The sequence below is a fragment of the Marinobacter sp. DSM 26671 genome (assembly GCF_900112835.1).
Lineage (GTDB): Bacteria > Pseudomonadota > Gammaproteobacteria > Pseudomonadales > Oleiphilaceae > Marinobacter > Marinobacter flavimaris.
Genome location: NZ_FONF01000001.1, coordinates 280,350 through 302,179 on the forward strand (window position 1 = coordinate 280,350; position 21,830 = coordinate 302,179).

General features: G+C 56.4%; 19 protein-coding genes. 2 read left to right on the plus strand and 17 right to left on the minus strand.

From position 1 onward, the window contains the following. Nucleotides 1-87: 87 nt before the first annotated feature. The 5 genes from BM035_RS01225 to BM035_RS01245 all read right to left on the minus strand — a co-directional run bounded on the left by BM035_RS01225 (nucleotide 88) and on the right by BM035_RS01245 (nucleotide 5,222). Nucleotides 88-1,113: an amino acid ABC transporter substrate-binding protein gene (locus BM035_RS01225; RefSeq protein WP_008175006.1), complete on the minus strand. Its 1,026-nt coding sequence runs from the start codon at nucleotides 1,111-1,113 to the stop codon at nucleotides 88-90. A gap of 261 nt (nucleotides 1,114-1,374) precedes the next feature. Next, a complete protein-coding gene (locus BM035_RS01230) occupies nucleotides 1,375-2,262 on the minus strand; it encodes a hypothetical protein (RefSeq protein ID WP_092029893.1) in 888 nt (295 codons plus the stop codon). 33 nt (nucleotides 2,263-2,295) lie between these two features. Beyond that, on the minus strand, nucleotides 2,296-2,688 hold the full coding sequence (locus tag BM035_RS01235; RefSeq protein ID WP_053112380.1) for an acyl-CoA thioesterase: 393 nt from the start codon (nucleotides 2,686-2,688) through the stop codon (nucleotides 2,296-2,298). Between the two features lie 68 nt (nucleotides 2,689-2,756). Then, complete coding sequence (locus BM035_RS01240) at nucleotides 2,757-4,337, minus strand: PQQ-dependent sugar dehydrogenase (RefSeq protein ID WP_092029895.1); 1,581 nt, start codon at nucleotides 4,335-4,337, stop codon at nucleotides 2,757-2,759. Between the two features lie 114 nt (nucleotides 4,338-4,451). Beyond that, complete coding sequence (locus tag BM035_RS01245; protein WP_008174999.1) at nucleotides 4,452-5,222, minus strand: ferredoxin--NADP reductase; 771 nt, start codon at nucleotides 5,220-5,222, stop codon at nucleotides 4,452-4,454. Nucleotides 5,223-5,367: 145 nt separating this feature from the next. Between BM035_RS01245 and BM035_RS01250 the strand changes: the two genes are divergently transcribed. Then, complete coding sequence (locus BM035_RS01250) at nucleotides 5,368-6,252, plus strand: LysR substrate-binding domain-containing protein (protein WP_092029897.1); 885 nt, start codon at nucleotides 5,368-5,370, stop codon at nucleotides 6,250-6,252. On the opposite strand, the gene BM035_RS01255 is transcribed toward BM035_RS01250, so the two are convergent. Beyond that, a complete protein-coding gene (locus tag BM035_RS01255) occupies nucleotides 6,244-6,852 on the minus strand; it encodes a tRNA-(ms[2]io[6]A)-hydroxylase (RefSeq protein ID WP_092029898.1) in 609 nt (202 codons plus the stop codon). The two genes, BM035_RS01250 and BM035_RS01255, sit on opposite strands and share 9 nt — an antisense overlap. Nucleotides 6,853-7,108: 256 nt before the next feature. On the opposite strand from BM035_RS01255, the gene BM035_RS01260 reads away from it, so the two are divergent. Continuing rightward, nucleotides 7,109-9,703 (plus strand): bifunctional aconitate hydratase 2/2-methylisocitrate dehydratase, encoded by a 2,595-nt coding sequence (locus tag BM035_RS01260; RefSeq protein WP_008174993.1) that lies wholly within the window; start codon nucleotides 7,109-7,111, stop codon nucleotides 9,701-9,703. A gap of 74 nt (nucleotides 9,704-9,777) precedes the next feature. On the opposite strand, the gene BM035_RS01265 is transcribed toward BM035_RS01260, so the two are convergent. From BM035_RS01265 to acpP, 11 genes are all read right to left on the minus strand, one after another. Next, on the minus strand, nucleotides 9,778-10,770 hold the full coding sequence (locus BM035_RS01265; RefSeq protein ID WP_008174991.1) for a zinc-dependent alcohol dehydrogenase family protein: 993 nt from the start codon (nucleotides 10,768-10,770) through the stop codon (nucleotides 9,778-9,780). 26 nt (nucleotides 10,771-10,796) lie between these two features. After that, nucleotides 10,797-11,543: a sulfite exporter TauE/SafE family protein gene (locus BM035_RS01270; RefSeq protein ID WP_008174989.1), complete on the minus strand. Its 747-nt coding sequence runs from the start codon at nucleotides 11,541-11,543 to the stop codon at nucleotides 10,797-10,799. A 13-nt stretch (nucleotides 11,544-11,556) separates the two neighbouring features. Continuing rightward, nucleotides 11,557-13,704, minus strand: a complete 2,148-nt coding sequence (locus tag BM035_RS01275) for a TRAP transporter permease (RefSeq protein WP_008174987.1) — start codon at nucleotides 13,702-13,704, stop codon at nucleotides 11,557-11,559. A 2-nt stretch (nucleotides 13,705-13,706) separates the two neighbouring features. After that, nucleotides 13,707-14,714 carry a TAXI family TRAP transporter solute-binding subunit gene (locus tag BM035_RS01280; RefSeq protein ID WP_092029900.1) on the minus strand — a complete coding sequence of 336 codons (1,008 nt, stop codon included), beginning with the start codon at nucleotides 14,712-14,714 and terminating at the stop codon, nucleotides 13,707-13,709. 251 nt (nucleotides 14,715-14,965) lie between these two features. Next, the gene (putP, locus tag BM035_RS01285) at nucleotides 14,966-16,456 is read right to left on the minus strand and encodes a sodium/proline symporter PutP (protein WP_008174984.1); all 1,491 of its coding nucleotides are present in this window, start codon (nucleotides 16,454-16,456) and stop codon (nucleotides 14,966-14,968) included. A 300-nt stretch (nucleotides 16,457-16,756) separates the two neighbouring features. After that, on the minus strand, nucleotides 16,757-17,536 hold the full coding sequence (locus tag BM035_RS01290) for a helix-turn-helix domain-containing protein (protein ID WP_008174983.1): 780 nt from the start codon (nucleotides 17,534-17,536) through the stop codon (nucleotides 16,757-16,759). A gap of 101 nt (nucleotides 17,537-17,637) precedes the next feature. After that, the gene (gene tmk, locus BM035_RS01295) at nucleotides 17,638-18,279 is read right to left on the minus strand and encodes a dTMP kinase (protein WP_039882076.1); all 642 of its coding nucleotides are present in this window, start codon (nucleotides 18,277-18,279) and stop codon (nucleotides 17,638-17,640) included. Continuing rightward, on the minus strand, nucleotides 18,276-19,319 hold the full coding sequence (gene mltG / locus BM035_RS01300) for an endolytic transglycosylase MltG (RefSeq protein ID WP_008174981.1): 1,044 nt from the start codon (nucleotides 19,317-19,319) through the stop codon (nucleotides 18,276-18,278). The genes tmk and mltG overlap by 4 nt, the downstream gene beginning before the upstream one ends. A gap of 5 nt (nucleotides 19,320-19,324) precedes the next feature. Continuing rightward, nucleotides 19,325-20,143 carry an aminotransferase class IV gene (locus BM035_RS01305; protein ID WP_092029901.1) on the minus strand — a complete coding sequence of 273 codons (819 nt, stop codon included), beginning with the start codon at nucleotides 20,141-20,143 and terminating at the stop codon, nucleotides 19,325-19,327. Nucleotides 20,144-20,151: 8 nt separating this feature from the next. Next, a complete protein-coding gene (gene fabF, locus BM035_RS01310) occupies nucleotides 20,152-21,399 on the minus strand; it encodes a beta-ketoacyl-ACP synthase II (RefSeq protein WP_092029903.1) in 1,248 nt (415 codons plus the stop codon). Between the two features lie 130 nt (nucleotides 21,400-21,529). After that, nucleotides 21,530-21,763, minus strand: coding sequence for an acyl carrier protein (acpP, locus tag BM035_RS01315; RefSeq protein ID WP_012136033.1), 234 nt, complete (start codon nucleotides 21,761-21,763; stop codon nucleotides 21,530-21,532). Between the last annotated feature and the right edge of the window lie 67 nt (nucleotides 21,764-21,830).

A 21,830-nucleotide genomic window follows, 5' to 3' on the forward strand; every position in this document is an offset into this window, starting at 1 on the left:
TTGTCCTGAAGAGCTTCCCTGTGGTTTACAGCATCAGAGATAACGGCGAAGCCTCCCACAGGAGACTTCGCCGTATGCCTTCAGGTCTTAACGGACCGGCGGCGCATACATGATACCGCCTTCAGTCCAGAGCGCGTTGATTCCGCGATCCAGTCCCAGCGGGGTATCCGGTCCTACGTTACGGTCATACATTTCACCGTAGTTGCCAACCAGTTTCACGGCCTGATAACCGAAGTCATCCGGCAGTCCAAGCTTGGCACCCATGTCGCCATCGGTACCCAGCAGGCGCTGAATATTCGGGTTGTCGGACTTCAGCATGTCGTCGGCATTGGCGCTGGTCACGCCCAGCTCTTCGGCGTTGATCTGCACGGAGAGCACCCACTTGACGATGTTGAACCACTGATCGTCACCCTGGCGAACAACCGGGCCGAGGGGCTCCTTGGAAATGGTGTTCGGCAGGATCTTGGCTGAACTCGGATCGGACAGCTTCGAGCGGAGTGCCGCCAGCTGCGAACGGTCGGAGGTCAGAACGTCGCAACGACCCGCCGCAAAGCCCTGAACGGTTTGCTCGGAGGTGTCGAACACGATCGGCTTGAATTCCATGCCCTTGGCGCGGAAGTAATCCGACAGGTTCAGCTCGGTGGTAGTACCGGCCTGGATACAGATGGTGGCACCGTCCAGCTGGGTGGCATCGTCCACACCGATACCCTTGTTGATCAAAAAGCCCTGACCATCGTAATAATTCACGCCGGCAAAGTTCAGGCCCAGGGACGCATCGCGGGTCAGTGTCCAGGTGGTGTTACGGGAGAGCATGTCGATTTCACCCGACTGCAGGGCGGTGAAACGCTCCTTTGCAGTCAGTGGAGTAAACTCAACCGCGTTTGCGTCACCGAAGATGGCTGCAGCAACCGCGCGGCAGGTATCCACGTCGATACCGGTCCAGTTACCTTTTTCATCAGGCTGCGAGAAGCCAGGCAAACCGCTGGTCACGCCGCACTGGAGGTGACCTTTCTCCTTGACGTTCTCCAGAGTTGTAGCTGCCATGGCACCAGTGGCCGAGAACGTACCTACGGCCAGAGCAATCCCCAGGGCAATCGATTTCGTCTTTCTCATTGTCTTTTCTCCGAACATCAGTTGGTTTTATCGCGACGAGTGTAATCAGCAATTTGCAAGCCACTCGGCGTAAGCCGATGATTTATATTATTTTTATCAATCACCGGTGCGTTTCAGGCGAATCTGGAACGAAGTAATACCATTTCATGCACCAGTTCGGCGCTTTCGCTCCAACCCCATGCGCCAAAAAAAGGCAGACCAAGGGCCGCGCCTATTAAAAGTAGAACAAGGTTCGGGAAATGAACTAGTTTTTATGCAAAATTATTTCGAAATTTTGAAGACTGGGGGCTCTGCGTAGGTCTCGAGGCGCTTCCGCCACCCCGGCAGCCAGCGCTCCCGCTCGATGGGATTCTCCGCGTTTGCTGCCCGTCGCGTCAGAACGGTGTCAGCTGCTTCCCTGAATTTAACAAGGGCGCTCTGATCTGGTGATTCAGACATTTCCAAAAGCACCTGAAGCAGCCCCCAGCCCTGGCCCTCGTAGCGCTCCGTAGGCGAAAGCCCCTCGCCCTTGAAATTCACATAGTCGATGATGGCGTAAACGCCACCGGGCGTCTGGCTCAGAGACTCCAGCCGGGCAGCGATCTCTGGCTTTTGGTTATCCGGGGCTGCCTCAATAACCTTTGCAAGCGATTGCCTGGCGCGACGGAATATGAATTCAGCCTGGATCCCCTGGGTACCTGCCAGAAACTCTCGCAGCTCTGCTACTCGTAGCGAATCGTCTACAGCCAGAAAGTCTGCTTTTTCGCGCCAGGGAGCGTCAAAAGGCTCGAGCGCTCGCAACCATTCGGGAATATCGACCTGACGCTGTTCCATGTATTCCATAAGGGCCGGAAAACTTTCCACGAATCGCCCTTCAACGCCCTCCGGATACCAGATGAAGTGACCAATACCCAATGACGGAAACGCCTCGCCGTCGTTCCAGTGGACCAGACACTGAAAACGCCCTGCGCACTCGTTCCGGAAAATCTGTTGGCCTACCCAGTCCAGCTGAGCGGAGGTCAGTGCCAGGGAGACATCGACATCCGGGCCAGTCAGTGAAGTAAGCTGTGGGCCATCTGATTCGGGCGCGTTATCCTCATTAGTGGAATCACAACCAGTGACCACCAAAACACTCATCAGAGAGAGCAATACAAGGTATTTACCAAACACCAGCGCCTCCGGGAAAGTCAGAATTGTGCGCGATCACGCTACCGCATGTTCTGCCAGCCTGGCTTTTATGTCATCCGGAATCGGCAGTGCCTTCTCGATTTCGTAATCAAAGTGAATTAACACGGCGACACCCCGGGCAATCTGCTTGTCGCCCTGCCAGGCTTCCTGAATCACATGAAATGAGGAATTGCCGATCTTACCGATACCTGTTTTGATCTTGACCGGAATATGCCAGTAGCTCTGTGCCATCAGATCAATCTCAAGTCGTGCAATGATCAGCGGCCAGGTCTCGGCTTCTAGGGTCGGGTGAAAAATACGGAAAACCGGCGTCCTGGCCTGCTCGAACCAGACCGGCAGAGTGGTATTGCTGATATGCCCGAGGGCATCGGTATCGCTGAAACGTGGTTCCAGTTCCAGATGAAACATAGCGGCTTCCCTCTTTCTGAAAACCGCCTACTATACACTGGCCGGGCCCAAAGACCCCAGAGCCGAGACTAAGGCAGGATACGCAGAATCCGTCCATCCGCACTGTCAGTGAGCAGATACACCGCCCCATCAGGCCCGGTAGCCACGTCCCGGATCCGTTCGCCCATTGCTTCGAACAGACTCTCTACGTCGCTTGCATCGCCAGCTTCCAGTGTGACGCGGTGAACGCTTTTATCGGCAAGGGCGCCGACCAGGAGGTTTCCCTGCCAGTCCGGAAACAGCACACCCCGATAGCGGGTCATGCCTGAAGGGGCAATTGAAGGGGTCCAGTGCAACAACGGTTGCTCCATACCTTCCCGCTCAACAAAGGGCGTGATCATGGCGCCGGTGTAGTCGATGCCGTGCGTGATCACGGGCCAGCCATAGTTGTGTCCCGGCTCGATAATATTTATCTCATCACCGCCGCGGGGGCCGTGTTCATGGGCAATCAAGACGTTTTCGACGGAATCAAACACCAGCCCCTGAACGTTCCGGTGCCCGTAACTGTATATTTCCGGCAGAGCGCCTTCCCTGCCAACGAAGGGGTTGTCGGCGGGAACACTGCCATCCGGGTTCAGCCTCACGATCTTGCCCAGATGACTGGACAGGTTCTGCGCCTGCTCCCGATAGTCAAATCCGTCTCCCAGCGTCACGATCAGCGTACCGTCCGGAAGCCAGGCCAGTCGGCCACCGTAGTGGGCGCTGCCTTCCTTGGCCGGCTTGGCACGGAATATCTCGACAACCTCCGTCAAGGCCTCCGCCTGCAACTGACCACGGGCCACGCACAGGTGATTCGCAGAGGCCGTCCCGCAAGCGTAGGCGAGAAAGACCAGTTGGTTATTCTCAAAGTCCGGCGACAACAGCACATCGAACAGACCTGCCTGAGCATCATTGAAAACCGGCGGAACTCCGGTAATCGGCGCCTGGCCGAGCTCCCACTCCTCTGAAATCATCCGCAACCGCCCTGCCCGCTCCGTCACAAGGGCGCCACCACCGGGAAGAAACGCCAGGGACCAGGGATGCTCCAGCCCGGAAGTCAACGTCTCGACGGTGTAGTCGCTCAAGGACTGGGCCTGTGTCGGACCTGGCAGCGCCCCGAGGCCAACCGCCAGGCAAAAGGCCAGCAGGGTTCCTGAGGCGTGGCTACTGACCCCGGTGGCAGGCCTGGCAGTAAGTCTGGCGAACAGGGCTCCGGCAAATGCGGCGGTTAACAGCATGGCAAGCAGACCTCCCCCGGTTCGGGTCGCCGCAATCAGGGTTGGCATGGGAGCCAGGGCATTAACCAACACTAGTGCAACCCACAGCCCGGATGCCCCGGCCAGGGCGAACAGTGGCACCCGAAGTCCGCGCCCCACGAAACGGGAAACGACGGCCGCAGCGCCCTGGGAAAAAAGGAAACTGAGTCCAAAGAGGAGCAGGTAGAGCGGCGCAAAAGAGACCAGATCATGCCCGGTGGCAGAAATGCGAGCTTCAAGCCCAACCGCCACCCCCATAGTCTGAAGGGCCCACAGGTTTAGCTGGGTCTGAACCACGGTGCCAAGAATTACCCCGACCGCCAGTGCCACTAAAAAGCTGATGACGTTTTTCTTCGTTAACTGCCGTCCTGCCATTGCTCCGCCTCCAAAGCCCTTTGCCGTTTATACGACCCATTCTGTCAGATACAAACACAAAAAAGCCGGAGCATCACGCTCCGGCTTTTTTCGAGGCGGATTCAGCCCGCGAGCTCACTGCTCCACGAACGCCCGCTCAATCACGTAATGACCCATATCGCCGCCCCGGGCTTCCTTGAAGCCCATGTTGTTCAGGATGGCGCAGGTGTCCTTGAGCATGCTTGGGCTGCCGCAGATCATGAACCGGTCATTCTCCGGGTCAAAATCCGGCAGGTCGAGATCACGGGTGATTTTGCCGGTTTCCATGGCATCGGTCAGCCTCCCCTGGTTGCGGAAGTCTTCCCGCGTTACGGTCGGATAGTAAACCAACTTGCCCTGGACCATTTCGCCGAAGTATTCGTTCTCCGGCAGCTCCTCGATCTCCTTCTGATAAGCCAGCTCGGAGACGTAACGCACGCCATGGGTCAGAATAACCTTATCGAACGCCTCGTAGACTTCCGGGTCCTTGATGATGCTCATGAAAGGCGCCAAACCGGTGCCGGTACTGATCAGCCACAGATTCTTTCCGGGCAGAAGGTTGTCCAGAATCAGCGTCCCTGTCGGCTTACGGCTCACCAGAATTTCGTCACCTACCTGGATTTTCTGAAGGCGGGAGGTCAGTGGGCCGTCCTGGACCTTGATCGAGAAGAACTCAAGCTCTTCCTCGTAATTGGCACTGGCGATACTGTAAGCGCGCATCAAAGGCTTACCCTCGGTCTCCAGGCCGATCATGACAAAGTGCCCGTTCTTGAAACGGAAGCCCGGATCACGGCTTGTGGTAAAGCTGAACAGGGTATCGTTCCAGTGATGGACGCTGGTAACTTTCTCTTTAATCAGGTTGCTCATGTAAACCTCTTGCCTGTTCGTTACGCTTTCTTACGGCGAATGATTCAATTTTGGATTGCGCTAAGTCTAACCCGACACTAACCTATCGGGAAAATGGGATATTCTCATAACCTTATTCGAGTGAGCCGATTAAGAGCGAAAAGTTATGAAGTACAGTTTTCGACAGCTGGAAGTTTTCCTGGCAGCCGCCCATTTCCAGAACATTACCCGTGCTGCCGAATCGCTGGCCATGTCGCAATCGGCAGCCAGCAGTGCGCTGAAAGAACTGGAAAACCAGTTCGACATCCAGCTGTTCGACCGCGTTGGCAAACGGCTCCAGTTAAACGAGCTGGGGCGGCTTTACCGCCCCAAGGTGGAGGCCGTCCTTGCCCAGGCCAATGAACTGGAGCAGGCCTTCAGCAAACACACCGAAGCAGGTGCCCTGAAAGTGGGTGCCACTCTTACCATTGGTAACTATCTGGCCGTGGGCGTCATGGCCCAATACATGAATACCCCTACCCATCCACGGGTCTCGCTGGAGGTAGCCAACACCAGCACGATTGCCAGGCGAGTCAGGGATTTCGAGCTAGACATCGGGCTGATCGAAGGGGAGCTACAGTCGCAGGAACTGGATGTCCTGCCCTGGCGAGGCGATGAACTGGTAGTGTTCTGTTCTCCCAGTCACCCCCTGGCCAGCAAAGGTTCGCTCTCGGATGAGGACCTTCGCAACGCCACCTGGATCATGAGAGAACCAGGGTCTGGAACCCGGCAAAGCTTTGAGCGGGGTATGCACGGCCTGCTGCCCGATCTGAACGTACTGTTGGAACTGGAACACACAGAAGCCATCAAGCGCGCCGTAGAGACAGACCTCGGCATCGGCTGCCTGTCGGAAGTGGTGCTGGCCGACGCGTTCAAACGTGGCAGCCTGGTCCCGCTGACTGTTCCGGAACATCGCCGCTTTGACCGACAGTTCTACTTCATCATGCACAAACAAAAATACCGTAGCGCAGGCATTGACGCCTGGATCGATCTATGCCGACAGCTACGATGATACTGGCCCACTGTGAAACCGGAACTCGGTATCCGGGGCCTCGATCAGCTCTTTCTCGGTCGCCAGAAATTCCGAGACGCGTGCATCTATCGGGCCACCGGCAGCCTGCTCGGCCAGTTTCAGATAATCCTGATAGTGTCGGGCTTCGGATTTAAGCAGGCTGGTATAAAAATCTGCCAGTCTGTCGTCCAGAAACGGCGCCAGCGCGGCAAATCTCTCGCACGACCGCGCCTCGATAATCGCACCCACAATAAGCACATCCACCAGCCGCCCCGGATCATCCTGGCGGACCTGCTGTCTCAAGCCTGCGGCATAACGGGCCGGGGTAAGATGGCGATAGTCCACACCCCGCTTCGTCATAATCGCAAGAACCTGTTCGAAATGCCGGAGCTCTTCCCGGGCCAGTCTGGACATCTTGTTCAATAACTCGGTGTTTTTGACATACCGATACATCAGGCTTAATGCCGTCGACGCAGCTTTTTTCTCGCAATGGGCGTGATCAATCAGCATCAGATCCTGGTTGGCCAGGGCGTTGTCGATCCATTGTTTCGGGGTCCGGCACGGCAGGAAGTCGTGAATCTCTTGCAGGGCTTCATTCATGTCAGAATTCGGTCGTTGATTTGAGGTCGGCGATTATAGCTCAGATAACAGATCTCTCCGACCTCTGTCCAACTTAACTTTATAAGGGGTTTCCTATAGAATACAGCGCCAGATTAAGGAGTCTCTGAATAAATCCTGAAACCCCATCGGTGATTTGAGGCATTATTCAGAGGCTCCTGCGGCCTTTCCGCCAAAAACCTCCCGCCAGGCATGAAGCCAACGGCGCGGGACATTCCAACTGATGAGGGTCCATATCGTGTTAGAAGCCTATCGTGAACACGTTGCTGAACGTGAAGCCCTGGGTATTCCTCCCAAGCCCCTGAACGCCGAGCAGACTGCTGCTCTGGTCGATCTGCTGAAAAACCCGCCGGCCGGCGAGGAAGACACCCTGGTGTATCTCCTGGAAAACCGCGTACCGCCGGGTGTCGACGAAGCCGCCTACGTAAAGGCCGCGTTCCTGACTGCTATCGTAAAAGGCGAAGCCTCCTCTCCGCTGCTGGACAAGCCGACAGCAGTCAAGCTGCTGGGCATGATGCAGGGTGGCTATAACATTGCGACCCTGGTTGATCTTCTGGACGACTCCGAGCTGGCCGAGCTGGCCGGTGAGCAGCTGAAGCGCACCCTGCTGATGTTCGACGCCTTCAACGACGTGAAGGAAAAGATGGACGCTGGCAATCCGGTTGCCAAGGCAGTTATCGAATCCTGGGCCAACGGCGAGTGGTTCACCAATAAGAAGAAGGTACCAGAGAGCACCAAGATGGTGGTGTTCAAGGTCACTGGCGAAACCAACACCGACGACCTGTCTCCGGCTCCGGATGCCTGGTCCCGTCCGGACATCCCGCTGCATGCCCGCGCTGCCTACAAAATGGAACGCGACGGCCTGAAGCCGGAAGAGCCCGGCGTTACCGGTCCCATGAGCCAGATCGACGAGATCAAGTCCAAAGGCCTGCCTGTAGCCTTCGTAGGTGATGTTGTCGGTACCGGTTCCTCCCGTAAGTCGGCCACCAACTCCGTTCTGTGGTTCTTCGGTGACGACATTCCGGGCGTGCCGAACAAGCGTGCCGGCGGTGTCTGCATCGGTAACAAGGTCGCTCCCATCTTCTTCAACACCATGGAAGATGCCGGTGCCCTGGTGTTCGAAGCCCCCGTCGACGACATGAACATGGGCGATGTTATCGAGATCCGCCCGTATGACGGCAAGATCCTGAACGAGGCCGGCGAGACTATCTCCGAGTTCAAGTTCAAGTCTGATGTGATCCTGGACGAAGTTCAGGCCGGCGGCCGTATCCCGCTGATCATCGGTCGTGGCCTGACTGCTAAGGCCCGCACAGCACTGGGCATGGGCGCGACCGACCTGTTCCGCCTGCCAAAAGATCCCGAAGCCGGCACCAAAGGCTTCACCCTGGCCCAGAAGATGGTTGGCAAGGCCTGTGGCCTGGAAGAAGGCAAAGGCGTTCGTCCGAACACCTACTGCGAGCCGCACATGACCACCGTAGGCTCCCAGGACACCACCGGTCCGATGACCCGGGACGAACTCAAAGACTTGGCGTGTCTTGGCTTCCAGGCTGACCTGGTTATGCAGTCTTTCTGCCACACCGCTGCCTACCCGAAGCCGGTTGACGTGGAAATGCAGCACACCATGCCGGACTTTATCCGTACCCGCGGCGGTGTTTCACTGCGCCCGGGCGACGGCATCATCCACTCCTGGCTGAACCGCATGCTGCTGCCGGACACCGTGGGCACCGGTGGTGACTCCCACACCCGTTTCCCGATGGGCATCTCCTTCCCGGCCGGTTCCGGTCTGGTAGCGTTTGCCGCGGCGACCGGCGTTATGCCTCTGGACATGCCGGAATCCGTTCTGGTTCGCTTCAAGGGCGAAATGCAGCCCGGCATCACCCTGCGCGATCTGGTACACGCCATCCCGCTGTACGGCATCAAGCAAGGCATGCTGACCGTTGAGAAGAAAGGCAAGATCAACGAATTCTCCGGCCGCATCCTGGAAATTGAAGGCCTTGAGCACCTGACCGTTGAGCAGGCGTTCGAGTTGTCTGACGCTTCCGCCGAGCGTTCCGCCGCGGGTTGTACCATCAACCTGTCTGAAGACTCCGTGGCCGAGTACCTGCGTTCCAACATCACCATGTTGCGCTGGATGATTGCCGAGGGTTACGGCGATCCGCGTACCCTGGAGCGTCGTGCCCAGCAGATGGAAGAGTGGCTGGCTGATCCGAAGCTCATGCGTGCCGACAAAGATGCCGAGTATGCACACGTCATCGAAATCGATCTGGCTGACATCAAAGAGCCGATCGTATGCTGCCCGAATGATCCGGACGATGCCAAGTTCCTGTCCGAAGTGGCTGGCGACAAGGTTGACGAAGTATTCATTGGCTCCTGCATGACCAACATCGGTCACTTCCGCGCCGCCGGCAAACTGCTTGAGCAGCACAAAGGCCCGCTGAGCACGCGTCTGTGGATGTCGCCGCCGACCAAGATGGATCAGGCGCAGCTGATGGAAGAAGGTTACTTCAACACCTACGGCACCGCCGGTGTTCGCACCGAGATGCCGGGCTGCTCCCTGTGCATGGGTAACCAGGCACGCGTAGCTCCGAAGTCGACGGTACTGTCCACTTCCACCCGTAACTTCCCGAACCGCCTCGGCGATGGTGCCAACGTGTACCTGACGTCTGCGGAACTGGCGGCTGTGGGTGCGGTTCTGGGCAAACTCCCCTCCCCTGCGGAGTACATGGAGTACGCGAAGGACCTGAACAGCATGTCGAAAGAGATCTACAAGTATCTCAACTTCGACCAGATGGAGAACTACACCAAGAAGGCTGCTGAGGCGAATGTCGCCTGAGCATCAAGCCTTTACGGTAATCTCCACGAAAAACGCCAGCCCTCGGGCTGGCGTTTTTTTATGCCCCGAAAAGCTTATCGCTCAAGCAGGATTTTGCCGACAGCCTCACCCGACTCAATACGACGATGCGCGTCACTGATCTGGGTGAACTTGTAGCGTTGAGTATCCAGCAACGGTTTGACCTTGCCCTGCTCCAGCATGTCACACAATGCCTTCACCAATCGTGGCTGATCGTCCATGCCGATCCCGTGTAATAGCGAAATCGAACGGAAGATCACGTGCAGGGTCAGACTCTTGGCGTGCATCTGACTGAGATCATGGGTTGACCGGGTATTGATTGAGCACAGGCGACCATTCACTGCCGCGGCCTCAATGGACTTGTCCACGTTTCCACCACCGACGGTATCGAACACCAGGCTGAAGCCCTTGCCGTTTGTCAGGCGCTGCTTGTAGTCCTCTACCGACTCATCCCGGTAAAAGATAATGTCGTCGGCACCCAGTGCCCGCGCCTGCTCCGCTTTCGCTTCGTTTGAGACGGTGGTGGCGACCCGGGCACCCAGGTATTTGGCAATCTGGATGGCAACGTGGCCGACGCCACCGGTGCCGGCATGAATCAGCACATGCTCACCGGGCTGAATCCCCGCCCGATCGACCAGGGCGCTCCAGGCAGTCAGGAACACCAGCGGCAATGCCGCACAATCAGCCAGAGGCAATTCCATGGCCGGAGTACGCTTACCCAGCAATCGAACATCGGCGATCATGAAATCTGCCAGCGCGCCCTGCCAGCCCCCGACGCCACCGGCGCATCCAAACACTTCATCGCCTTCGGCAAAGCCGGCCACACCGGGGCCAACCTTATCCACCACTCCCGAGACGTCACCATTCAGGATCGCGGGCATTGCCGGGCCGGTTTTCACCAGCCCTGAACGAATTTTGGTTTCGAGCGGGTTCACACTGGAAGCCACCACCCTGATGCGAACCTGACCTTCATCAGGCTCTGGTGTGTCCACTTCCCGCTCAACGAACACATCCGGCCCGCCAAACTCTTCAATGACCATTGCTTTCATTTTTTCTATACCTCCTCAAATCATGATCAGTACAGGATCAGTCGAACCAGAATAGCCGCCACCATTATCAGGGTTATTCCCTTGACCCAGCGCGCGCCCTGCTTGCTCATGTTTACCCGGGTTGCTATAAAGGCACCGGTGACATTGCCAAGAGCCAGGGTCAGCCCGACACTCCAGCGCACCTGATCGTTGATAGCGAATACCACCAGCGCGGCAAAGGTAAAGGGCAGCACGATGGAAACCTTGAGCACGTTCACCTGCCTCAGGTCGATTTTCAGCATGTGGTAAAGCACCACGATGAACAGCACACCAACGCCGACCTGTATAAACCCGCCGTACATGCCAACCACAAACATCGCCAGGTAGATGCCCGGACTCAGCCGGTCTGTGGTCAGGGGGCGGGTATTCAGTGAGGGCTGAGGTAACAGCATGAATACCGAGGCACCGATCATGGCCGACACCAGGACGACCTCGAACACCGCGTCTGACACCCAGGTCGCAACCCAGGCGCCCAGGAGCGAACCGAGAATTGCCGGCACAGCAAGGTGCAGACTGACCATCAGGTTGCCATGCCCCATGCGGTAGAAACTGCCCACCGCAGTGATGCTCTGCAACGTAATGGCCACCCGATTGGTACCGTTGGCCACCTGCGGCGGCAACCCCAGGAACATAAGCAACGGGAGGGTCAGCATGGACCCTCCCGCGGACAACACGTTAATGAAGCCGGCAATGCCACCCAGCGCTAACAGAGCCAGGATCTCAAACAGTGTCATCGTCAGGGTCCTGTCATGCAGCTGCTGGCGTGGCCATCCGGCGGCCCTGGCGGCTACTCCACACGAACGCAAAGACAAAGATCACCAGGCCAGCGCCATCCAGCAGCACCTGGCCATGGGGCCAGAGCATCAACAAACCGATGGGGAACATCAGCAGACGCACCACTGGATTCAGCGGATGCTCAAGGTATCCTTCAAGCCCCGCTACGATGGCGTAAACGCCGAATAACGCGAAGCAGAACACCTGAATCATTTCGGTGAAGTTCCCGGTAATCAACGGTGAGTAGGCGAACAGTAGCGGCACTATGTAAAGGCCCTTGGCCAACTTCCAGGCGGTAAAGCCGGTCCGCATCTGTGGTGTGCCGGCAATCGCCGCCGCGGCGAAGGCCGTGAGACAGACCGGCGGTGTCACGTTGGAGTCCTGGGATAACCAGAAGATCACCATATGCGCCGCCACCAGGGTTATCGACAGGGTTGCCGGTGACAGTGCCTGCTCAAGCAGCTGACTGCTGAAGGTGTCCGGAACGGAGGCCAGCAGTTGCTGCGCCGTAGCCGTGTCCATGGGCGCATTCAGCAACTCCATTTTATCGGGTGCTACCAGCATGAAGATGGACTTGGCCTGCTCCGGGAGGTTGCCACTCACAAGCAGGTCCAGCAGCTGACTCTGTGCAATCAGGTTGTAGATAGCCGGCGCGGAGAGTGTGGCGAGCACGATATAAGCTGCCGTTACCGGCAGGCCCATACCAAGGATGAGCGACGCCAGGGCGACCAGCAGGATGGTGATCAACAGGCTGCCACCGGCCCAGTCAGTAATCATGATTGAAAAAGTATTGCCGATCCCGGTAGTGGACACCACCATCACTATCAGCCCCACAGTGATCAGCAGAATCGCTGTTGTGGTGATATTGCGGGCACCCATCACCAGGGCGTCCAGAATGTCCCGAGGCCCCATGGGATGCTTCGACAGCCACGAGGCGACGATCACGGAGAGGATGGCTATTCCGGCCGCGTAGGTAGGCGTGAATCCATAAACCAGCGCTGCAACCAACACCACCAAGGGCATCAGAAAATGCCAGCCATCTTTCAGCACCTCTTTCAACGTAGGCGCTTCAGCATCCTCCAGCCGGGTGGCGTGGCTGCGTTTGGCTTCAATACGGACAAACATGGCCACCGAAAGGAAGTAGAGCAGCGCCGGCAATGCGGCGACAGAAATGATCGTGAGATAGGACACCTGCGTATAAGAGGCCATAATAAAGGCCCCCGCGCCCATCACCGGTGGCATCAGCTGACCACCCGTCGAGGCCGCTGCCTCAACCCCTGCAGCAAAACGGGCAGGGAAACCGGCCTTACGCATCAGCGGAATCGTGATCACACCGGTAGATACAGTATTAGCGACACTTGAGCCAGACACCGAACCCATCAGTCCTGAAGAAAATACGGCAACGAATCCCGGGCCGCCAACGAAGCGCCCCGCAGCGCAGCGAGCAAGCTCAATGATAAAGTCTCCGGCACCGGACTTTACCAGGAAGGCCCCAAACAGAATAAACATGAAGACATAGGTCCAGGAGATCCGGGCAATCGACCCAAGCATACCCTGCCCGCCAATGTAGGAGCGAAACAGCACAGTCTCCCAGGTGAGCCCCGGGAAATTAAAAATGCCGTCAACATACTGGCCCCACCAGGCGACATAGGATAACGCCAGAATGCACAGTACCGGGATAAACCAACCCACTGTTCTGCGGCCAAATTCAAGGATCAGCAATACCGCTGCAATCGAGACGATCCAGTCACCGGTACTGAAATTAACGCCTCGCTCATAGAGCGCGTTCTCGAACAGAATCAGGTAAGCGGCACAGGCCATCGCCGCCAGACCAAGAAAAACATCGATGCCAAGCACAGCCCGCTTACCAGCCACTGAGCGAGCCTTGAACATGGGGGTGGTCAACGCACAGATCAGTCCGAAAAGACCAAAGTGCAAAGCTGAGGTCCAGAGCTCTGACAGCGTAGAAACCGTGTTGAAATAGAGGTGTATCAGTGAGGTGAGAATCGCGAGGCCAAAAATCACCGGCCCGAAGAGCCGGTGATCAAGGCGTTCGCCAGCTTCGCTGGCACTTTCATCACGGACCTCGCTGAGAGGCCCGCCTGTTGATTGGTCTGCCACAACTACTCCGCAATCAGCCGTTCTGGAATCTCAATTCCCTGCTCACGGTAAAAACGCGCAGCCCCGGGATGCAGCGGCATCGGCAGACCGGCAATCGCTTTCTCCAGCGCCATGGCCTTGGTTGCCGGATGAATGTTATTCAGAAACGCCAGGTTGGCATAAATTGTCTTGGTGATTTGATACACGTCCTCTTCCGGGACATCCGCTCGGGCCGCCATGATGTTCGGCTGGGCGATAGTATTGATGTCCTTGTCCTGGTTCGGATAGGTACCAGCCGGGATCAGGTAGGGCGTCCAGAGCTCAAAATCACTGTTCACCTCGGCCAGCTGCGCCTCGGTAAAGTCCAGTGTTGTTATTTCGCCACCGAGGTTGGCGTAGGCACGGGTAACCGCAGATGCGGGGACACCGGCCGGAATGTTCATACCATCGATGTTTCCATTCTGCATGGCGTCAGCGCTGGGACCATAGCCGAGATAGGCGATGTCCACCTGCTCCAGATCAATTCCGACCTTGCCCAGGATAAAACGACCGGAACCTTCAGTACCGGAATTCCGGGCTCCAATAGAGAAGCTCTCATCGTAAAGGTTGGTCATATCCGAAATAGTACCGGTCTCAACCACGTTGTTACGGACCACAAAATGCTCAACGTTCTGCCAAAGCATGGAAACCGAGCGCAGATTTTTATAGGCCTGTGGTACTGGCCCTGTGCCGTTCCAGGCGTAGGCGCCGTATAGCCCCTGCAAAATACCGAACTGGATCTGCCCCTCGTCCATCAACTTCAGATTTTCGCCTGATCCGGCTGAACTGATGGCGGACACGGAAATATTGGTCGTTGGTTCCAGTTTTACCTTAACCAACGTGGAAATAGCGACGCCAACCGGATAGTAGGTGCCACCCGTAGTCGCAGTGCCCATTACATAATTACCCTCGGCGTGCACCCCCGAGGAAAAAGAAACCATAGCCGCCGCAAGCAGGCTCAGTGTTGATTTCATATATCGATTGTTTCTCATAACCCTTTGTCCTTTCGCGATTATTGTTTTCTCAAGCTGGAATCTGACCTTAATTAATGTAGCGGCTCGGACAGAGATCTACCAGCTCAAATCATGAACCATCGCCTATGGTCTAAGTCATTCCAGCTTCCACCAACAGGCCTCCGGCGTCAGATACAACAAACCCCCGCCCTTGAGGCGAGGGTTTGTTGACATCAGCACGACTCGCATAAGCGCCAAACCTGAAGTTCCGGCGCCCAGCTGCTAGCGCCCTAGCGTGTAATGTGCTGATACTCGTTTGCGTCTTCGGTAGCCATACTCACCGCAACAATGGCGATGAAAGCAGCAATAAAGCCAGGAATGATCTCATAAACACCAGGACCACCCATAAACTCACCGTTCCAACCCAGAGAAATCCAGATCATAACCGTAGCTGCACCCACTACCATGCCAGCAATGGCACCGGCACCATTCGTGCGCGGCCACATCAGCGACAGGATAATCAGCGGACCAAAAGCTGCACCGAAGCCGGCCCAGGCATTACTGACAAGGGCCAGAACCTGTGAATTCGGATCGGATGCAATGACCGCGGCAACCAGGCCAACCAGCACCACACACACCCGGCCAATATTGACGCACTCCTTATCGGTTGCTTCCTTGCGCAGGAACAGTCGATAGAAATCTTCAGTCAAAGAAGATGAAGACACCAGCAACTGACTCGAGATGGTGCTCATAACTGCCGCAAGCAGAGCTGCATACAGGAAACCGGTGATCAGCGGATGGAACAGCAGATCGGACAGAATGATGAAGATCGTTTCCGGATCCGCAATATCCATACCGTTACGAACGGCATACGCCCGGCCGAAAACACCCAGCGAGATCGCACCAATCAGGGAGATACCCATCCAGCCCATGCCAATATTACGGGCAATCGGAACATCCTTCAGGGTACGGATGGCCATAAAGCGCACGATAATGTGAGGCTGACCGAAATACCCCAGGCCCCAGGTAACCGCAGACAACCAACCGATGAAGGTCAGGCCTTCCGTCCATGACAGAAGCGTGGGATCGACCGAGTTCAGAGTTTCAGCAGCCTGGCCAAAACCGCCACCGCCTTCTCCGAATAGCACAACCGCGGGCATGATCACCAGTGCCAGCATCATGATGCAGCCCTGCACGAAGTCCGTCATGCTTACTGCCAGGAAACCACCCACAACGGTGTAGGCCAGCACCACGCCCAGCGTAATGACAATACCCACCGCGTAATCACTCAAGCCACCAAAGTTGAAAATACCGGAAAACGCACTTTCAAACAGTTTGCCGCCAGCAACCAGACCGGACGCAGTGTAAACCGCAAAAAAGATGACGATAACGATAGCGGATACCGTTCTCAGCGATAACGCCTGAGTCGGGAAGCGGTTAGCAAGGAAAGACGGAATGGTAATGGCATTCCCATAGTGAACCGTCTGTTCCCGAAGGCGCGGTGCAACCAGCGTCCAGTTGAAAAACGCACCGACAAAGAGGCCAATACCGATCCACGCGGAACCCAGGCCAGATACATACAAAGCTCCGGGAAGACCCAGAAGCAGCCAACCACTCATATCCGAGGCACCCGCCGAAAGGGCGGCCACTTTCGGACTGAGCGCCCGTCCGCCTAGCATGTAATCCTCAGATGATGAGGTAGATCTGCGCATCGCGAATATGCCAATGGCAATCATGAGCGCAAAATATGCAAAGAGACTTATCCAAACACCAATAGCCATAGGGCTCCTCCGGTTTAATGAGTCGGAATCAGGTTCGCTCGCGAAGCACAGAACTGACCTGCCGACAACGCGCTGCACTGTTCTTCTTGTTCACACGAAAATTGTTCCTTATCGGAACGGGATTGTTCAGTGACTCACCTGCGCGGCGTGATCCTCATCTCGGGTTCTTGACGCCAATGCAGTCAGCCATTCAAGCCAGGCTCCCAACCGCTATAAGTTAGTATTACTACGGACGCCAGGCTTACGAAATCCTACGATTCTTTTGCACAATCCTACGGTTGTAGGGCTCAGAACACGGAATCAGGCAGCGTAAGCACCCGCCTGTAGCCTGGACGGCGTGGTTCCCTTGTATTTTCGTAACGCGTTGGTCAAAGCGCTCTGAGATGAGAAGCCGGTTCTGTAACTGATTTCAGATACCGAGAGTGACGTTGAGACAAGAAGTTCAGAGGCCTGCTCCAGACGCGTCTGAAGAAGGAATTGATGGGGCGTTATACCAGCGGCATCCCTGAATACCTCGTGAAAGCGGCTGACACTGAGACAGGCCTTCCCCGCCATTTCCTCAACGGTGATTTTTCGGTGCAGGTTATTGAGGATGTACGATCGAACGACTTCCGGGCTTACGGGGTTCCGATCGGGAGATTGCGTCTGCCCGCCGGCTATCCTGTCGGCCATGCAGTAGAGAATACTGGTAGCCAGGTGCTGCTGGAGCGTTGCGTTCTCTGGCGCGCGATCAAATTCGGTAGCGGTGAACTGGACAAAGCCCTGCAAACGACTGTCCATTTGCAGGGTGCGCGGCTTCTCAAAGACTCGCATCATCCGCTCGTAATCCGCATGGGCCGGAGTGTTAAACGCGGGAGTCAGTGGATCAAGATTAATGACCAGAACATGGTTGGAGTGACTGCCACAAAAATCGTGCTGGGCTTCCGTGGGCACGAAACAGGCTCTCCAGGTATCCAGACGAGCCCCTGTCCCGTCGACACTCAGTTCGGCTTCCCCTCTGACACCGATCACGATCTGATGATGTTCGTGGCGGTGCTGATGCGCTGCGCTGGGGAGTTTTAGAAGTTTTGCGTCGACCATCAAGACTGCCAGTCTTTAATTGAGAATGTACATCAATTAAAGCAGAACCTTACAAAAAGTGCACGAATGAAGGCTAAACCTCCAAAACTACCAAGCTGGCCTCAGCCATGACCAGTCGGGCTCAATAAACCGGTAAGCAGCTGGACAACCTCCTCGGAAACCTGATTCAGTGGGCGCGCCGCGTTGATAATATGATATCTATCCGGGGCCTCATTGGCACGGTCGAGGTAGGTATTTCTGATTCGCTGAAAAAACTCCAGATCTTCCTGCTCAAACCGGTCCAGTTCACCCCGACGCCTTGCTCTGGCCATTCCGGTTTCCACTGGCGCATCGAACAATATCACGTGATCAGGACGGACGTTACCCTGAACCAGGTTTTCCAGCAATGCAATCCGCTCCTGCGACACACCGCGCCCACCTCCCTGATAGGCAAATGTGGCATCGGTGAACCGGTCGCACAGCACCCACTGACCAGCGTCGAGTGCCGGCAGGATTCTCGTATGTAAGTGCTGGGCGCGGGCTGCAAACATCAACAGCAGTTCCGTGGTTTCGTGAACCACCTCATCCCGGGTTGCCAGCAGCAGCTCGCGAATGTGCTCGGCCATGGGGGTGCCGCCAGGCTCACGGGTTACCAACACATCCACACCGAGGTTCTCGAGGGTACTGGCGGCATTCGCCAACTGAGTGGACTTGCCAACGCCTTCTGTACCTTCAAACGTAATGAATTGCCCTCTCATGCTCATTCTCCACCCTGCTTAACCGAGGAGCGGTAATCCTCACGTCGGTTAAGCTGAAACTCACGCACAGCCTTCTGGTGTTCCGCCAGTGTGCGTGAAAATTTGTGGGTACCATCGCCACGGGCAACGAAATAGAGCGCATCTCCATCATCCGGATGCAGGGTCGCGTGAATGGATTCACGGCCAGGCAGGGCGATGGGCGTTGGGGGCAGTCCATTGATTCTGTATGTGTTGTAGGGCGTGTAGGTGCGCAGATCCTTACGGCCGATACGGCCCTGATAACTATCGCCCATACCATAAATAACCGTGGGATCGGTTTGCAGGCGCATTCCCTTCTGGAGGCGGCGAACAAATACCCCTGCAACCTGGTCGCGCTCTTCCGGGGCGCCAGTTTCGCGCTCCACAATAGAGGCCATGATCAGAGCTTCATAGGGGTTTTCATAGGGCAACCCATCTTCCCGTGCTGCCCACTCCTCAGCCAGCACTGATTCCATACGGCTGAAGGCACGCCTCAGAAGATCCAGATCGGACTCGGTGCTGGTAAAGGCGTAGGTATCCGGGAAAAACCGCCCCTCAGGATGCTCCCCTTCCGCACCGACAGCCGCCATGATCTTTTCACTGGACCACTCGCCTGTGAGCTTTTGCAATCGCTCGGCGTTTGCCAGTGCTGCCCTCATATCCTGAAAAGTCCATCCCTCGATAAATTGCACATACCAGTGCTTGGTATCGCCGGAGACCATGATGCCAATCATGTCGACGGGACTCATGCCATCAAGGAATTCATACTCGCCAGCCTTGATTCGGGTCTGCCCAGGGTCAAGGCGACCATATAGCCTGAGCCACAGCCGGTCCGAGACCAATCCTTCATCTTCAAGGCGACCCGCCACTTCCGTGAAAGACGCACCCTGGGGAACCTGAAAAAGCAGCGGCTCTTCGAACTCGACTGGCTTTTCAAGGCCTTTCAAGCCTTGCCACACCCACAGACCGGTTCCCGCTGAGATCAGGACAGCAGCACAAACACACGCAAGCAATAACTTCTTGAACAAACGATTTATTCCAGTGTTTCGAGAGGATTGAAGATTGTCGCAAGTCCACCATCGACAGGCAAATCATGACCGGCAATAGTGCGAACCGGAACAAACCCAAGAACGCTATTCAGAAGAAATAGCCCATGGCAATCCGGACCGAGGACATCGTCTACAGCAACCGGACGCTCCGACACCCTTTCCCCCTGTTGCCTCAGCCGTTCAAGCACCCATTGCCTGAGAACGCCGGCAACCGCAAGGCTGGATGCCGGCGGTGTCACCCAGCCATCGCTTTGCCGGAGCAGAAGATTGGTGCGGGTACCCTCCACCAGATTGCCGCCGTGATCAGCCATGATGACCTCGAAAAGGGATGGCCCCAGTTCAGCGGCGGCCAATACCTGCTCGATCCGGTTCAGAGACTTGATACCTGCCAAGACAGGATTAACAGACAGGGGGACTTTCGAGAAGTCAACGGCCTCTCCGGCAATATCCGGCATCGGAGGCAACGGTGAAGCCGACACCAGCAGGTTTGGCTCCATCCCGGGAGCAGGCCGGTAACCCCGCCCACCGCTGCCCCTGGTCAGGGTCAGTTTGAGAATCCAGCCTTCCCCCCTGAATCGACCGGCAAAGCGCTGCGCCGCCTGGACACAAACGTTCGCCAGATCCCTTCGCGAAACCTCGATGCCCAACCGACCGGCATCACGAACCATGCGCTCAAGGTGTCGCGAAAGCAGGACTCCTTTCTGCTCAACCATGCGGATCGTTTCAAACAGCCCGTCGCCGTAGGCCAAACCGCGGTCATCAGCAGGGAGGCCGCTTTCATCGGCCCAGAACAGACGAAACACGTCCAGGATCAGCCTTCGTAACGGCGGAAAATCAGGGTTCCGTTGGTACCGCCGAATCCAAATGAGTTGGAGAGCGCTACCCGCACATCGGCCTGTCGGCTCTTGTGAGCAACGAGATCCAGGTCACACCCCTCATCGGGATTGTCCAGATTGATGGTTGGAGGCAAGACGCCATCGCGTATCGATAATACGGAGAAGATTGCCTCTACCGCACCAGCGGCGCCAAGCAGGTGTCCGGTCATGGATTTGGTACTGCTCATAGCCAGCTTTTCAGCATGGCTGCCATATACCGTCCGTACAGCCGCCACTTCTGCAATATCGCCCACCTGTGTAGATGTGCCATGGGCATTGATATAGTCGATTTCATCCGGTTTCAGGCCGGCGTCCCGGATAGCGTTGACCATGGAGCGGGCCGCGCCCTCACCATTCTCCGGCGGTGCAGTAATGTGATGGGCGTCATCACTCATACCAAAGCCAACGACTTCGCCGTATATGGTGGCCCCTCTCTGCTTCGCATGCTCAAGCTCTTCCAGAACTACCACACCGGCACCATCGCTGAGCACAAAGCCATCGCGATCTTTATCCCACGGCCGACTGGCCTTTTCCGGTTCATCGTTTCGGGTCGACAGCGCGCGGGCGGCTGAAAAGGCAGCCATTCCGGTCCGCGTGGTCGCCATTTCCGAGCCACCGGCAAGCATGACCTCTGCATCACCGTAGGCAATAGTTCGGGCTGCGTATCCGATATTATGGGTTCCGGTTGTGCAGGCGGTAACAATGGCGATGTTGGGACCGCGATAGCCGAAGCGGATCGCTGCATTACCGGAAATCATGTTGACGACAGACGCCGGCACGAAAAACGGAGAAACCTTGCGGGGCCCGGACTTGCCCATGGTGAGAACGCTTTTCTCAATGTACTCAAGGCCACCGATGCCGGAGCCAATCGCAATACCCACGCGGTCCCGGTCAAGTCTGTCGAACGATTCCAGGCCACTGTCGTCCACCGCCTGCTGGGCGGCAATCAGGCCATAGTGAATAAACGCATCGAGCTTTCTGGCGTCCTTGGGGGAGAGATAGGACTCCATATCCAGATCCCGGATAGCCCCTCCAATCCTTGTGTTATAGGCAGACGCGTCAAAGCGGTCGATCATACCAATCCCGCTCCGGCCAGCCTGAATCGCTTCCCAGGACGACGCCACACTATTGCCGACTGGAGACAGCATGCCCATACCTGTAATGACAACTCGCCGTTTAGCCATAACCTGTTGCACCTGAACTTGTCCGAATGAATCTGAACGCAGATTGAAGCTGATATTCAGCCAATAAAAAAGCCGTCCCTCGATGTTTCACAAGGACGGCTTTTTGCCTGGCTTACTTAATTGCAGAGTATCAGGTGTGCGCGACGATATAGTCGATCGCGTCCTGAACACTGGCCAGCTTCTCGGCTTCCTCATCTGGAATCTCGGTTTCAAATTCCTCTTCCAGCGCCATAACCAGCTCAACGGTGTCCAGTGAGTCAGCGCCAAGATCCTCTACAAAAGAAGATGAGTTCTGAACTTCGGACTCTTTAACGCCCAACTGTTCACAAACGATCTTCTTCACGCGCTCTTCAACTGTACTCATAATGTCCTCACTTTGTGTGTCAACCAAGCAACTCTAGTGCTGCCAGTTTAGTTTAAACCCTACCTGC